Origin of the sequence: Bavariicoccus seileri WCC 4188 (assembly GCF_000421665.1) — a bacterium.
GTDB classification, from domain to species: domain Bacteria; phylum Bacillota; class Bacilli; order Lactobacillales; family Aerococcaceae; genus Bavariicoccus; species Bavariicoccus seileri.
In genome coordinates this window covers 1-14,317 of sequence record NZ_ATXL01000021.1, presented here as the reverse complement: position 1 = coordinate 14,317, position 14,317 = coordinate 1, and the positions used below count along the sequence as shown (strand labels likewise).

Here is a 14,317-nt window from a genome sequence, read left to right as displayed (position 1 = left end):
TGATGTTCGCGGTTCACTATTGCGACTCTATTGCCACTGTCATCAAGTTACTTATTACTTACTAGAAGTGTTTAACCGAAAGATACTATCTATTCAAAAGTCCCTCTTTTAATGATCTCGTGATCTGCAATCATCGTTTCACCTTTCGCAATCACTGTATGAATATCTAAGCTATCTTTCTCGAGTAGTAACATATCAGCATCTTTCCCAACTACTAACTGCCCTTTATGAGCTAACTTCAATTTGTTTGCCACATTACTAGTGACTGTCTGTAATGCAATTTCTAAAGGAATCTCTTCTCTTTTAACAGCCTCTTTAATGCCTACCAACAACGACTTCGCACTTGCCACACCGATATGCAAGAAATTCCCCTCACTATCAAAACTTGGAAGGCTACCTTGGCCATCAGACGTCATGGTGATACATTCCGGTGATAAGCCTTCATCCAAGACTTGTTTTAAAATCTTACGGAATGGGATATCTCCATCAATATCGTAGGTTTGATCTGGATTTTCGCTACCCGTCACATCAAACACACCCCCGCGTTTAGCAAAGGCAATGGCTTCATCAACCAATTCTTGACTTCTGCCAACATGAGTCGGGTAGAAGGTAGCTACTGGGATGTCTGTCTCATCCAATGCTTGAAAAATAAACTTCAGTCGGTCTTTTCCTGGCCCAACATGAATATTAACAATTCCAGCTTTCCCTGCTAACAACCCACCTACTCTAGCATCAGCACAAGCATGAGCAAATTCGGCAAAGGTTGGCGACCCATTCCGGTGATCTGAAATAGCAATTTCACCGATTCCGATGGCTTTATCAATCACCATGATATCCTTGATGATTGAATCCGTCACAGTTTCAACTGGTAAACGATAGTTGCCAATATAGACATAGGTAGTGATACCTTCAATTTCTAAAGCATGTGCTTTACTCAATAACGCAGCATCATCGCGCCCCACACCATCAGTGCCAAGTAATCCAGCAACTGTCGTAACACCCGCTTCTGTTAAATCCGTTAACTTAACTTCAGGTGTTCGATTTTGAAAGCCATTTTCCCCACCACCACCTAACAAGTGGAAATGAGCATCGATGAATCCTGGAGTAGCAATCAGCCCTTTCCCATCGATGACTTCAATGTCAACGCCAGTAATATGAGCCTCAATGCGATCCTCTATCGCAATGATTTTGCCCTCACTGATCAAGACATCTTTCTTTCCCAATCGTTTTGGAGCATAAATCTCAACATCTCTCACTAATTTCATGTTTGACAGATCCTTTCACTATGTTTTACTGATACCCAATCGCAATAGCAATCACAATAAAGACAGTCCCTAATAGAAACAAAAAGCCTTGCATTTTAACCTGGAATTTAGCCCAATTACTCCAGTCAATTCTGGCAGCCGCTAAACAACCGACTAAACTAGCTGATACTGGGGTAAAGGCATCTACAAATCCCGATCCTAGTTGAAACGCTAGAACAGCTACTTGCCGTGACACCCCAATGATATCTGCCAATGGCGCCATAATTGGCATTGTCAAGGCAGCTTGTCCTGAATTCGAAGTGACAATTAAATTAAAGAAGCTTTGGAAGATATACATGAACCAAGCACCGAAGATTGAAGGAATACCTGACAAAAGTCGTCCAACGCTATAAAGAATCGTGTTGAGGGTTGAAAAACTTCCCGCATCCGAACCACCAAGGACTAATAGAATACCTTTGGCCATGCCGACAACCACTGCTGTTGGCGCTAAGTCAGAAACACCATCTTTAAAAGCTATTGCTAAATCATTGGCAGTTAAGCCATCCAAGCGGCAACCCAATGCAGTGATACCCGCTATCAATCCTATCACAAAAAACTGTGACGCTAACTCAGGGATTGAAAAATCTGCTGCCATGACGCCATAAACAATCCAGACTAAGCCTAGTAATAATTCGATTAAAATGATTTTGTGCCCTAATAGAAATGGCCTTTCTTTTTCTTTATCCAGATCAGCATTTCCTCTAAAGAAAGCATCGCTATGGTAAGATGGTGACAACTGAGGATTCTGATGTATCTTTTTAGCATACCGCATCATAAAGGCGCATGATAAACTGGTAATCACAAACCACATGATTATTCTAAAACCTGCTCCTGACAAAGCCGGTAGTCCAGCTATCCCTTGCGCAATGGCGATACTGAATGGACTCATCCAAGAACAGGCATTTCCTATTTGAGAAGCCGCAAACGTAATGGTAACCGCAGTAATCGAATCATAGCCCAATGCCACACAAAATGGTGCAATAACCATCACAAATGGAATAACCTGTTCAGATGCTCCAAAAGTAGCTCCCGCAAAAGAGAATAAGAAAAAGATAACAGGCAGGGCTAAATGCTCCATCCCCTTTGCACTACTCACAAAGGCATATATCCCAGCGTCAATTGCCCCGGTCCTCATAATAATTCCAAATGCGCCACCGACTACCAACAGAAGCGCCACAATGCCAACTGCTGACCCATAACGATCACCAGTCACTAGTCCTTCAAAAACATAATTTAAAAACCCAAAGCCATTATGATCCTGCGTTCCCCAAATTTTGGCGGTTTTGTGGAGTTTTTGACTCGTATCATAAATAGAATTTCCATAAAGGTCATATAGTTCTGATTCCTCTAAGCCAACACTAGCTAACTCATCGATGGTAATATCATCAGATTTGTTTAGTAGATCAGCTAACCCAGTACGATCTACCTCAAGTCGAAGTAATAGATCATCCTGAGAAAGTAACTCCGATAACTCTTTTTTTAACACCTCTTCTTTGACAGGGTACATATAGCGAAAAGAGTTTTCTTTTAGAACCACTCTAGACTGCGTCTCACCATTTTTTCCTTCATAATTCAACACTTCAGTTGAATACTTACCCGCTGGAACCACCATTGTTAGCAGCCACGATAAAATCACTATGCCAAAAATAATCAGATAAGTATGAGGTGTCTGAAATTTTTTCTTTCCCACACTAGCCATGTCTCGTCTCCTTTAACCCATAATAATTGCTCAATCAGCAATCATTTTATAATGTTACTCCCACTAAAGCAATCACATTTTCATTATTCTCTCATTCTTAATTAAGTTTGATGTCTATTTTTATGAATCAAGACCTAAAAACAAAAAGGGCCGCTATTATGGCTGTTCATTGCACACCCCCAATAGCGGTCTTTTTAGTAACTCATTATACTAGTTTTCGCATCAACCCTCTATTTGCTTTTCTAATTATATAGCAAACATGACCTTTTTTCGTCTCACTAAAAGTTACTTTTGATTGGCTAAACATAATTCATCTTTTTTTAATTCTTTTAATCAAAACCTTGTATAACTCTTCCAAACGGATGATTGGCTTGCGTTATGTCACCATCAGTGACGGTCACCGTATCGCTATCATCAAAAGCAGTTTCAACATCTTGACGAACTATTAACGGAATTCCACTAGCAACCTCGTCTTGAAGTTTAAGACTCAAATTTTTGAATTGTTCAATCGCAGTTTGTATAGATTCTTTGGTTGTAAAACTTGTCCCGTCGATATAATATCGTAAACTACCGTTATTGCTATCAATGCTCAAATTTCCGGCATAAGGAAGTTGAGAGGATTCCCTCGCAATGAAAAATGATAATAGTTCATCACGTGTAAAACTTGATTTAACACTCGTTTCGTCAACAGGACTCGCAATAATATCATTAAACCCTTTCCTAAGATCTGGATTAGCTGTCTCGTTCAGATAGAGATAATTATACTCGTTTCCTTGATTTTGCATGGTCAATAACACCTTGGGCACTCCTGCTACTATCGTAAAGAAATAAACGTGCTTTTCTAGATAATCCTGTTCGTCTGCATCAGAATATACTGCTACTAGTGAGTACCCATTCGCTGATTCTCCTGTATCAGACCAGTTCATTACGATAGGAGTGTTACCTATAGCTGGCCGAAACCCTCCCCCTGCTAGTATACCTTGAGGGAGATATAGCCCATATAGGTCGACTGGATGGTTCACGTCATAAGCTTTGTAATGCTGTCCCATCGAATCTCCCCATTGACTCATAAAAGTGGCTAATTGTTCTGCCTTAACATCATTCCACATCTGTTGTTTGTTAGATGCAACCTTAGCTTCCTCAGCCTTATCCGAATCATCACTAGTCTCTTTTGCTGATGAATCACTCTCATCATTTTCAGCTGAATTATTCTTTTTGGTCTTACTTTCATTAGAATCTGTATCATCATTTTTGTTTTGCTTCCTAATATACTCCTTTACAGTTCCTTCTTTATCTGAGTTTTCAGAAATACTATTTGAACACCCTATCAGCAGAATACTTAATGAAGCTATTAATATCGTCACTAATCGTTTCAATTTTTCCCTCTCCTATTCCTCTATTGATAAGGAATTTCTACGTAAATAGTGTCCTTTTTGGGATAATACTCGATCGTTATATCCAACACCTCACCCGTATCCATTTCAGCTTTTGCTTCGTAGTTATTATTACCTAAATCCTTAGTAATAATGACCCTCTCACATTCAACATCTAATCCCCATTGATCTTGAACTATCTCTGTTACCACGCTTACAGAGCTTTCTTCAATGCTTGATTCACTAGGATTGTAAAAAAGTACAGTAATATAAGACAGTAATAATGTTGTGAATAGGATACCTACTACTACTTTACTTCTTAGAAAACTAGGGAGTTCTGGCCACATTGTTTCTTTCTTTTCATTATATCTTTTTACATCAATCGGTGACATAATTCCGAAAATAAGAACACTTGTTATAGTGGCAACAAGAACCACCCAATCAGGATTAATGAGTGTCGTTATAATAAGAATTATGTACACTAAGGACATCAGAACAAAACCCTTAGCCCACATTTTTTTCTTACCATAATAAAAAATACTAAATATTGCAGCCCAGACACTAAAGGTTCTGTATCTATGTTTATCATTACTTTCATTTGCAGATTCATTTATCGTACGTAGCTCTGATCCACATTTCTCACAAAAGTTAGAGCTTTGCTCTACTTTATTTCCACAGTTTGAACAATACTTCATTATTACTCCTCCAGTTAAGTCATTAGAATTAGTCTATCAATTCTTTTAAACTCCAAAAAGCGTTATCAATATAAAGTCAATAATTCCAGCAACTAATGAGCTAGCTAATAAAATATAAAAAGTACTGATGTTAGTTCGTGATGCATTGATATAGTCATAAGTAACGAAGAAAATGCCATAACTAGCTGAAGAGGCAACCAAAATAAGGGATACGATTGAAAATGAAAAATTTGAAATTCCTGCAATCGATAATAGAATAGCGATTCCTAAAACTAGTAAAGCCGGATACAGAAAATTGGCCGTTTGATTGACAACCATATGAAAAGAATCAGATGATTTTGCTATTATTTTAGTTGTAAAGAATAGTATTCCAATAGGAACAGCCAGAAATAGAAGAACAATAATGGCAAATCTTAACCAAGTAGAAAGACCAGGGCCATCATAGGGCATTAGCTCTCCAAATTCATAAAGCAATGAACTAAATGAAGCTGCAATTCGATTTACTTCTAAAACAAGCAACCATGAAAAAAGTATGGCAACTAATCCGTACGTGACATAACCATAATAGTTATGAGCATACTTGATCCCTGAATTAGGATTTTTAAGTTTAGCAAGAAAGTACTGAAAATATCCTTTACTAGCCGCAATAGTTTGTTGAACGGCTTCGTTATCAGCCACTGAATTTGCAGAAGCTCCATTTTTTTCCGCTTCCACTGGGGTTGCAACTTTAGAATCATCGTATGAGTCAACTGGTGAGTCAGTTTCTTTACTTGCTACTGGTTTTGGTTCTGACAAATCGACACTAACCTGACCATTATTGCTAGTGTTTTCTGAGAAATTCTCGGAAACCAGTTCATTCTCTTTGGTTGTCTCAATTTCACTCAAGTTATCTTGTGGGTTGTTTTCTTTACCCGTGTCAGCTTCGGTTTGTTTCGTACCACATTTAGGGCAAAACTTTGCATCATCTTTAATATCATTTTCGCAGTTTTTACATTTTTTCATGGTAATTCCTCCAATTGAAACTCATTAATATAATTTCTAATTCAACCGTGACAGGGCAAAATACGATGTTACTCAACTTTTTCAAAATTATCTTTACCGCCTAAATCCTTAATCTTCAATTCACCATCTTCAACGGAAAAAGTGGCTTTTTTATATCTAAATGTTTCATCCACACTCGCGGTAGAATCCGTATAGATAGTGTAATAATTAACTGTATACTGGACTTCATAGTCTTTCGCTCCAACTGCTGTTACCTTTTCAACTTCTCCTAATGACGTTTGAATGTACCGTATCTTGTCATTTTCTCTTGTTTCACCAATAAAAGCATCCTTAAAATCAATAAACTCTTTATTGTCTTTACCACCTACAAAGTAATCAGCGAGTGCATTAATTTCATCTTCTCCAAAATCGTAGTCGTCGTCAGCAAAATCTGAAATACTGAAATATAGATCATTTAACCACGTTGAAAAATCAAATGCGTCTTTTCTTGATTCAGAACTCAAGTCATAGTAATACGAAAACGAAACTGGAGAAATCTTTTCTTTTTGCGAAGTTATTTCACCGTCCTCAAAACTTTGAACAGCAACCAATTCATGGTCCTCTTCTGGCATTACGAGATTAAATTTAACTTCGCTATCTTCACCAACAGTTGCCACTTTCTTACCATCAATTTTGATATCTGCACCAACCATATTACTATAGATAGCTACCGGTATTACGGAAACCGATAACTCGGAAAATGCACCATAACTACTATCGCTATAACTATATGGATCAATTTCGATATTTTGCGATTCAAGTTCTAAATCGCCAATTTTTTGTTTTATCGTCAGCGTTGAACCGTCATGCCAAATGTAGTTGATACCATCTAAACGGCCATCCTTTAATTGACCAACAGATTTTCCATCAACAAAGATCTCACCATTAGGGATATCTGCTACTAAGTCGAATTTTACTTTAGTGGCCTCCAGACTAACAAGGCGCTCATCATTCTCATTGAGTTCTTGTTGATAAATCTGTATGACTGTATCTTCAATAGTAGACTCCTCACCATTAGTATCATCAAATGTAGTATCATCAAATGTTCCTTTAAAAGAATATTGCCCAGGTGAAACCGGACCTACTTTCCAAGTAAAATCATCCGAATTGGAGGTATCTTGGTCTTCACCATTCACCGATAGCAACATGCCTGTTAGATTAGTATGTACAGCAAAATAAGTTGGTTTTATAGCCAAAACGTATTTATCATAAAATAATAAGTGCTTGCCAGATTGAGTCACATATACGTCATTGTTTCCCATTGCTCCAAATTCCATCTGGTCAATTGTATTCGCTAGATAATCGCTATCAGTTTTTAGATAGTCAACAAATGGCTTCAAAGACTTTTCGGTCACTTCAAACTGTTCATCTTCAGAAATCATATTGTTAACGATTTTTTCTGCAGATTTACTGGCAACTGTATCCTTAAGTCTCGATACCTGATTTTCATATGAATAATAATTTTCCCCATAACGATCAATTCCAATGACTCCTAATAATATAGCAACAATAATTGTTCCAATAATAACAGCATGCTTATTTATAGGTTTGGTCGTAGGCGTTTAATCCGCCCTTGATTCACTCTTTGAAGTATACTTTTCCTCATGAGTTGATTCGGCATCGTCTGTCACTTCTATGACAGAGACCAGACGGTTTCCACACTTTTCACAGAAAGAATTATCCCCTGCATTCTCAGTTCCACAATTTTGACACACCACTAGTCCATTATTCTTACTAGAATAATCGCTATTTGACTCATTACCGTTTAACGTCTGCCCACATTCCTCACAAAACTGTGCATCGTCACTATTTTCTTGTCCACATTTTTGACATTTCTTCACCATCCATCAACTCCTATAACCTTTTCTAAAAATAATACTATCATTCTTTATTTCTTATGATAATTCTCCTGAAACAAAGGACTTTTCTTTTATTTCTACTATTACCTCCTATGTATTTAAATATAAAGATTATACCATAAATATATCTACTTTTCTTACAGTAATTAAGAATTTAATCATGATGATGAGCTTATATAGCGGTCATATTTACAGGTGTATAGTACACTGCTTAAATATGTTTCTATTAAAAATATGATTTTTTTAATCTAACTTAGGTAGCTAAATTTTTAAATAAATTCATCAAATAAATTTATGTTTATTCTTTTAAAGAATATCGCATTTTTCTATTTATATGATATGATTACTATGATATTTGTTACATCTTTAGTCATAACTTAATCGTACTAAATAAAAATGGAGGGATTTGATGAGGAATAAACGTGTATTCATAGCACTATTATTACTAGCCATACTAATAGGCGGAGGTGGCTATTACATTTACGCACAAAAATTAAAAGCAGATGCTCAGGCAGAGTATAAGTCAGCTGTAACTACAATTGAGCAACTATCCAATGACCAATCCTTTGACAAAGCACTCGTTAAAACAAATGCTGCTCTTTCAAAACAAAAAGATGACACTACGTTAAAGAATTACCAAACACAACTAGAAAAGGTTATACAACTCAAACAGTCCACCGAAAAACCTGAACAGTATCAAAAATCAGAAGACTTAGCAAACGAATTAACTAATGAGAAAAAACCACTAGAAGGAATCTTTGATTATGCTAAAGAGGTCATTACATCACTGACCGCTGACAAAACAGAATTGAAAACACTAGAACAAGCTACTCAGTCCGCTGAATCCTTAGCCAAAGATCAAAAGTATGAAGAGTCTAATCAGGAACTAGAACCTGTATTAGCTAAATCGGAAACTGGTAGGTTTGCAACTGTTTTTAAAAAAGCTACCGATCTCAAAACTTCAAACGATCAGGCTATCCAAAAAGCCATAGAAGAAGCTAGTAAAACTATTACCGCCGAAGAGGCACTTGGCATTCTTAAAGTAAACCTTCCAGATAATTTCGATAACCCTTCACAAATTTGGGCTCAAATGGACCAAACCGAGGGTCATAATCTAGCGTTCTCAGGGATGAGTGATGGTGGCGGATTTCGTGCTATTGTTTACGTAGACGTTCTCGATGCTAACACCATCAACGTCATATTCGAAACAGGGAGTTCTTTCTCAGCAGACGTTACTACTGAAAGATATCAGTTTCCTCGGACGAAAAAAGCTCAAAGTCAAACTACTAGCATCGAGCCTACAGACACTGAACAAACATCAGAATCCCAAAAATATCTTGACGCTTTTGCGAAGTACTCGGGCAAAGTAATCAATGTCCTGCCTTACAACAGAGGTAGCGGTTATGTGACACCTGAATATGTTGCCGCTACAGGCGTGAGTGAGGAACTGGTATACAAGTATTTAGATGGTATTGACGATTATTATGGTAAATTATGGCAAGATGGAAAACTCACAAAAGAAGAATTCCAAGAGAATACTGGAAATGCTAGAGATCAACTTTTTAACGGCGAGTTTGCAGATAATAATGATACCATCCCCAATTATTGATTTTTCTATTGTTTTTTTGATTTAAAGCAACATTTTTTACGCCTATCTTGATAAGTTTACAGTATAATAAACCTAATTTAGTGGCAGATATTTACCTTATTCATTAGCACTAATGATTATCTTCACCAAAAATCTTTGGAGGAAAAATTATGGGACAACACAAAGAATCGTTCGACACTGTCGAAAAGGGATATGACGATTTTAAAGATACAATAGCTACAGAAATACATAACATTGTTGGCGACCAACTCAGTTTAGTAGCACCTGAAGAATCAAATACATTGTCAGAACAAGCAAATCAAGAATTGACAGTTTCAATCCATCAAAACATTTCTAAATCAGTTGACCAATACGACGTTCACCCTTTCGCCCTCTACTATGCGCTATTATCAGAAAAAGAATTGAATCCTTCAATTACAAAATCAGAATTGGTCTCTTTTGCCTATGATTTTTTGATTAAGAATTCTAAAAACAAGCTCATTAGAAAATTGGCAAAGCAACTCAGAAAAGAAGGTAAAGCTCATGAATAAACTACTAACCATTATTTTAGAAAGTGTTTCAGGAATCATAAATAATTATATTAATAGTGAAAACTTCAAAGGCTTTGTAAAAGATAAATTATATTTACTAGTTGATCTCATCGTTGATGCTGTCATTAAACAACCAACGACTAGTAAAACAACAAGTACTAGATAGATTGTACTAACCATAACCATTCAACCATCTATCTGCATAACAAAATCCCCACTGACTAGAATTCAACAGAATCTTGTCGGTGGGGATTATTTAGTATTACATCTCAAGTTTGGTGGTTATTGACACTAAGCACTATTTCTACTGTATTCAATCATATCTCTTTACTTGATGAATTTTTTATCTGAATCTCAGTAAACTTATTTATTATCTCTTGGCAATTGATACTTCTTCTATAATTCATCATCTAGAAAGATCTACAACCATTCATCTTTTATTTTTGATAGGTCTTTAAATTCACGCTCGCCGCGGGCTTCTTCATCCGACCATGTTTCGGTATTTGTTCTTAACCTCATAGCAATTTCCAGCTCAAAGATTTTTTCATTCAACAATTCGATTTTGGTTTCTAAATTATTAAACGTGGAGATATCCATAACAATACTTTCAGCAATATTATTATATATAACAATAGCCTCTTTTCGACTCTTTGATTCTGTAAACACTCTTTTAGGTGACTTTTTCAAATCCGTCACTGTTAAAACATCAGATGTATTTGTCATGTCGATCCTCCCTCATCTCTCTTAATAACGAGCTAACCCCTATCTTATGGCATTACAATTTACACTAAAACATTATCAACGCACTTGTTTACTCTTTCGAAAAACTATAAATCAAATATAGCCCTATGTAAAGCACTATATTATATCTTAATTTAGCCTTATTTAAGCCTATTCTTAAGAGAGACGTTAACACACTGTCTTATTCTTAAATAACAAAAACCGCTATGGGGTCTGCTTATCACACACCCCATAGCGGTTCTTTATAGCAGCTACTTGCAGTAGAGACTTGCCCTTCTGGTGTCTTAACATTGCTTTACTGCTTTATTTCTTCATCTATTAATTTCTTTTTTTATACTTTTAAACTGTCTTGAACTTATTTATCCAATAAAGCAGTGAGTTGTCTTGCTAAATAGAGAGCAAACTCATGACTCCCGTTAGGGTTTGGATGAATATGGTCATCGTATAGCCAGTCATCATGTCCACTAACTGCTGCGTTCCAGTCAACCAGAACCACATTAGCATGACTATTAGCAGCTTCAGTCAATCGTTCATTGACTTCATTCTGCCAAGATCTTGGAGCATGAGTCGTGACGAGGACCACTTCTCTATTTCCTAGTATCTCAATCAACCCATTGATTTGCTCGGTTGAAAAACCACCGTTTGTCCCAAGCATCAAGACTACTGTGTCTAGTGCCTTGCCACTGTCAACGAAAGCTCTTAAACTATCTTGACTTTGCGACAATTGTCGCCCTTGTTGCCCATCAAATAAGGCCTTCGGAAAGACTTCTTGTAAATTAGCAGCAGTCGCTTGTAGTGTCGAATCCCCAAAGAATGAAATTGCCAAATTTGCAGCAAACTGACTTTCTTCTGGCGTCAACCCTTCGATAGTAGGAGCCTCTTCAGCTGGTTGTTTATCTTCTTTCTCCGAATCTTTCTCTTGATCGTTATTTTTATCCGAATCATTTGGTTGTTTATTTTCTTGGTCGGTTCCCTTATCTTTATTGTTCTCCTTATCTGAGTCTTTAGCTGAGTCTGTGTCTGACTTTTTGTCTGTCTCTTTATCAATCTCTTTAGCGTTGTTCTTATTAAGAGAGGAGTAACTATCTTCGATTGATTTTGCAATATCGGTCACTGTTTTATTCTCTCCAGACGAGGCATCAATCAATCCAAAGATAAAGGAAACTGGAATAAAGAGCATCACGGTTGCAATAAGAACACCTTTGAGAATTTTAATCGTTTTGTTACGGCTATGCTTTAAGTTAATGTAGATGGCACGCCAGAAAGAACGGCCAAAGATTTTCGTTAGCATCTGACGTTCGATCAAGACATAGCTAACTTCTCCAAGCATCGCAATCAAGACAAGTTGAAAGACTATCCCCGTAACACCACTGAGACTCTTCGCAGTCGCTTGTTGTTGGAACAAAATACTGACCGGATAATACCACATATAATAGGAATAACTCCGTTGTCCCAACCAAACCATTGGTTTAAAGCTGAAAGCACGATGCCAAAAGGTTGTTGGAAGCAAAATAATAACGAATAATAGACTCGATAAGACCGCATAAACAAAAATCCCACCACGGTAAGTAATTGTAGCTGCATCGTTTAAATTAAACATCAAATAAACCATCGCGGCTAGTAAAACCGTCCCGAATAATAACAGCTTTTGCCGTTGAGCTTTGGTGTAGTTATGTTTCTGAATGACCCATTCGTATGGGAAGAACATGGCTAACAATGCGCCAAGTAAAAAGGAGAATGCCCTAGTATCTGTCCCATAATAAACACGTGTTGGATCAGTACCCGCTTTAAAAAGGACAGCCATCAAGATAGCCGACACCAGAACTAAACCCGCTGTGATGACTTTAATCACTGTATCTTTTTGAATAACTTTGACCAAGAAGGTATAAACGATAGCCCAAATCACTGTGAACTGGAAGATAATCGCAATATACCAGAGATGGCCAAAAACATTAGGTGTCATCGCAGCTTCAAAGTAAGATATACCGTTTAAGATCTGCCACCAGTTATTAGTGAATGTTATTCCTGATAAAATTGAAGCTCTGGAGTCATGCAATAATACTGGTTGTAACCAAAACAAATAACTGACAACTAACAAGACCATCCAAAGCATTGGCCCTAATAACCGCAACAAACGTTTCTTGACTAACGTCATCAAGTGAATCTGGCCCTTTGAATCGAGACTACGTTTTAAACTCGTGGTTAATAAATAGGCGCTGATGATTAAAAATAGGTCTACACCTAAAAATCCGCCCGGCACCAAATACGGGGATAAGTGGTAAAAAATAACCCCTAAAATTGCGAGAAAACGCAAGCCATCAATTGCGTACACCCGCTTATGCTTCTGTTGTTCCATTAGTTGCACCAACTTATCTTCTCTGAAAAACTAAGAATACTGAAAGTAACTCTGTTTTTTCATTGTATTTCAGTGTATTAAACAAATCACACATTTCTAATAAAGCTTACTCAAAAATGACATCTTTTACAAGAAAAGTAATTCTAAATTTTCTTAAATTTTAGGGAATGACTGGAATATAAGCTGACAAGTTAGGTCTAACAAAAACCAATTTCCCAGCAACTAAAAAAAGACAGACAATTGTCCGTCTTAGGAAGTTCCCTGATTAATCAAATTAGCACACCAACTATCTCAGTCGTTCTTAGGACGCCGACCTTATGACTCGTAATAAGTCAGTTCACAATTATCAATATTGTAATCAAAATATTGGTCATTCGGCATGTCACAAAAATAACTGTGTATCACACGATTGATAGCATTATGACAGACAACCAAGGTTACTTCGTCATCGTATTTGATATCATCAAGAAAATTATAAGCCCGTTGTGCCGCCTTGAACCAAGACTCCCCATGTTTTAATGGCACAACAAACTGACGCCTAGCTGCTGCAAATTCAGACGTTTGGTTCGATTTTCCATCGAAGTCACCAAAATCAAACTCTGCCACCCGATTATCCTCCGTAATAGGAACTTGAAGGACTTCATTGATAATAGCAGCCGTTTCCTTTGCCCGGCCAATCGGTGACGTGATGATGCGGTCAATCTTTATCTTTTCTGTCTTGATTTGCTGAGCAAGTGCTTTTGCTTGCGCTCTTCCTTTATCGGTCAAATCATATTCTTTCTGCCCACACACTAGATTATCCACATTACCGACCGTTTGCCCATGCCTTGTAACATATAACTTCATGATTGCCTCCAATGACATTTCTGTTTTTTGGTTACTTTGATTTTTTAGTTTCTTGGTTACTTACGTAAAGGTTTTAATACTGATTGACGCGAGCTTTAACGAAAGAAGTCACACTTTTTTGGCATGCTCCTTCTTTCAAGCTCGACCTCCACTTCACAAAATTTTTCCGATAGTTCCCTATCTACTCAATTTTGTTCCAGTGTTCGAGCTTTAACGAAAGAAGTCACACTTTTTTTGGCGTGCTCCTTCTTTCAAGCTCGACGT

General features: G+C 37.1%; 13 protein-coding genes. 3 read left to right on the top strand and 10 right to left on the bottom strand.

Translation table 11 applies throughout. The annotated features are described in order from the left end of the window. Positions 1–89 precede the first annotated feature (89 nt). The 7 genes from iadA to H541_RS11725 all read right to left on the bottom strand — a co-directional run bounded on the left by iadA (position 90) and on the right by H541_RS11725 (position 7,956). Positions 90–1,265 (bottom strand): beta-aspartyl-peptidase, encoded by a 1,176-nt coding sequence (iadA, locus tag H541_RS0105855; protein WP_022796397.1) that lies wholly within the window; start codon positions 1,263–1,265, stop codon positions 90–92. 25 nt (positions 1,266–1,290) lie between these two features. Beyond that, a complete protein-coding gene (gene yfcC / locus H541_RS0105850; protein WP_022796396.1) occupies positions 1,291–3,003 on the bottom strand; it encodes a putative basic amino acid antiporter YfcC in 1,713 nt (570 codons plus the stop codon). A gap of 329 nt (positions 3,004–3,332) precedes the next feature. Then, the gene (locus tag H541_RS12780) at positions 3,333–4,379 is read right to left on the bottom strand and encodes a DUF4767 domain-containing protein (protein WP_022796395.1); all 1,047 of its coding nucleotides are present in this window, start codon (positions 4,377–4,379) and stop codon (positions 3,333–3,335) included. Between the two features lie 20 nt (positions 4,380–4,399). Continuing rightward, a complete protein-coding gene (locus H541_RS12775) occupies positions 4,400–5,071 on the bottom strand; it encodes a zinc ribbon domain-containing protein (RefSeq protein ID WP_022796394.1) in 672 nt (223 codons plus the stop codon). A gap of 45 nt (positions 5,072–5,116) precedes the next feature. Then, positions 5,117–6,073 carry a zinc ribbon domain-containing protein gene (locus H541_RS0105835; RefSeq protein WP_022796393.1) on the bottom strand — a complete coding sequence of 319 codons (957 nt, stop codon included), beginning with the start codon at positions 6,071–6,073 and terminating at the stop codon, positions 5,117–5,119. A gap of 68 nt (positions 6,074–6,141) precedes the next feature. Further along, positions 6,142–7,593, bottom strand: a complete 1,452-nt coding sequence (locus H541_RS0105830) for a TcaA 3rd/4th domain-containing protein (RefSeq protein ID WP_420805190.1) — start codon at positions 7,591–7,593, stop codon at positions 6,142–6,144. Positions 7,594–7,674: 81 nt separating this feature from the next. After that, on the bottom strand, positions 7,675–7,956 hold the full coding sequence (locus H541_RS11725; protein WP_022796391.1) for a zinc-ribbon domain-containing protein: 282 nt from the start codon (positions 7,954–7,956) through the stop codon (positions 7,675–7,677). Positions 7,957–8,380: 424 nt separating this feature from the next. Here H541_RS11725 and H541_RS0105820 point away from each other — a divergent pair, with 424 nt between their 5' ends. The 3 genes from H541_RS0105820 to H541_RS13200 all read left to right on the top strand — a co-directional run bounded on the left by H541_RS0105820 (position 8,381) and on the right by H541_RS13200 (position 10,276). Continuing rightward, the gene (locus H541_RS0105820; protein WP_022796390.1) at positions 8,381–9,580 is read left to right on the top strand and encodes a hypothetical protein; all 1,200 of its coding nucleotides are present in this window, start codon (positions 8,381–8,383) and stop codon (positions 9,578–9,580) included. 149 nt (positions 9,581–9,729) lie between these two features. Further along, positions 9,730–10,110: a hypothetical protein gene (locus tag H541_RS11720; protein WP_022796389.1), complete on the top strand. Its 381-nt coding sequence runs from the start codon at positions 9,730–9,732 to the stop codon at positions 10,108–10,110. Then, complete coding sequence (locus H541_RS13200) at positions 10,103–10,276, top strand: hypothetical protein (protein WP_022796388.1); 174 nt, start codon at positions 10,103–10,105, stop codon at positions 10,274–10,276. Before H541_RS11720 ends, H541_RS13200 begins: the two co-directional genes overlap by 8 nt. Before the next feature lie 254 nt (positions 10,277–10,530). Here H541_RS13200 and H541_RS0105805 read toward each other — a convergent pair whose 3' ends face one another. The 3 genes from H541_RS0105805 to H541_RS0105795 form a co-directional block, all read right to left on the bottom strand. Beyond that, positions 10,531–10,833: a hypothetical protein gene (locus H541_RS0105805; protein ID WP_022796387.1), complete on the bottom strand. Its 303-nt coding sequence runs from the start codon at positions 10,831–10,833 to the stop codon at positions 10,531–10,533. A 373-nt stretch (positions 10,834–11,206) separates the two neighbouring features. Beyond that, positions 11,207–13,207 (bottom strand): acyltransferase family protein, encoded by a 2,001-nt coding sequence (locus H541_RS0105800; protein ID WP_156831882.1) that lies wholly within the window; start codon positions 13,205–13,207, stop codon positions 11,207–11,209. Positions 13,208–13,522: 315 nt separating this feature from the next. Continuing rightward, positions 13,523–14,053, bottom strand: a complete 531-nt coding sequence (locus H541_RS0105795) for a histidine phosphatase family protein (protein WP_022796385.1) — start codon at positions 14,051–14,053, stop codon at positions 13,523–13,525. Positions 14,054–14,317: the final 264 nt, after the last annotated feature.

Coding starts and splice junctions, on each gene's coding strand:
- H541_RS11720 (WP_022796389.1), top strand. CDS start 9,730: ATGGGACAACACAAAGAATCGTTCGACACTGTCGAAAAGGGATATGAC.
- H541_RS0105800 (WP_156831882.1), bottom strand. CDS start 13,207: ATGGAACAACAGAAGCATAAGCGGGTGTACGCAATTGATGGCTTGCGT.
- H541_RS13200 (WP_022796388.1), top strand. CDS start 10,103: ATGAATAAACTACTAACCATTATTTTAGAAAGTGTTTCAGGAATCATA.
- H541_RS12775 (WP_022796394.1), bottom strand. CDS start 5,071: ATGAAGTATTGTTCAAACTGTGGAAATAAAGTAGAGCAAAGCTCTAAC.
- H541_RS0105835 (WP_022796393.1), bottom strand. CDS start 6,073: ATGAAAAAATGTAAAAACTGCGAAAATGATATTAAAGATGATGCAAAG.
- H541_RS11725 (WP_022796391.1), bottom strand. CDS start 7,956: ATGGTGAAGAAATGTCAAAAATGTGGACAAGAAAATAGTGACGATGCA.
- H541_RS0105820 (WP_022796390.1), top strand. CDS start 8,381: ATGAGGAATAAACGTGTATTCATAGCACTATTATTACTAGCCATACTA.
- H541_RS0105805 (WP_022796387.1), bottom strand. CDS start 10,833: ATGACAAATACATCTGATGTTTTAACAGTGACGGATTTGAAAAAGTCA.
- iadA (WP_022796397.1), bottom strand. CDS start 1,265: ATGAAATTAGTGAGAGATGTTGAGATTTATGCTCCAAAACGATTGGGA.
- H541_RS0105795 (WP_022796385.1), bottom strand. CDS start 14,053: ATGAAGTTATATGTTACAAGGCATGGGCAAACGGTCGGTAATGTGGAT.
- yfcC (WP_022796396.1), bottom strand. CDS start 3,003: ATGGCTAGTGTGGGAAAGAAAAAATTTCAGACACCTCATACTTATCTG.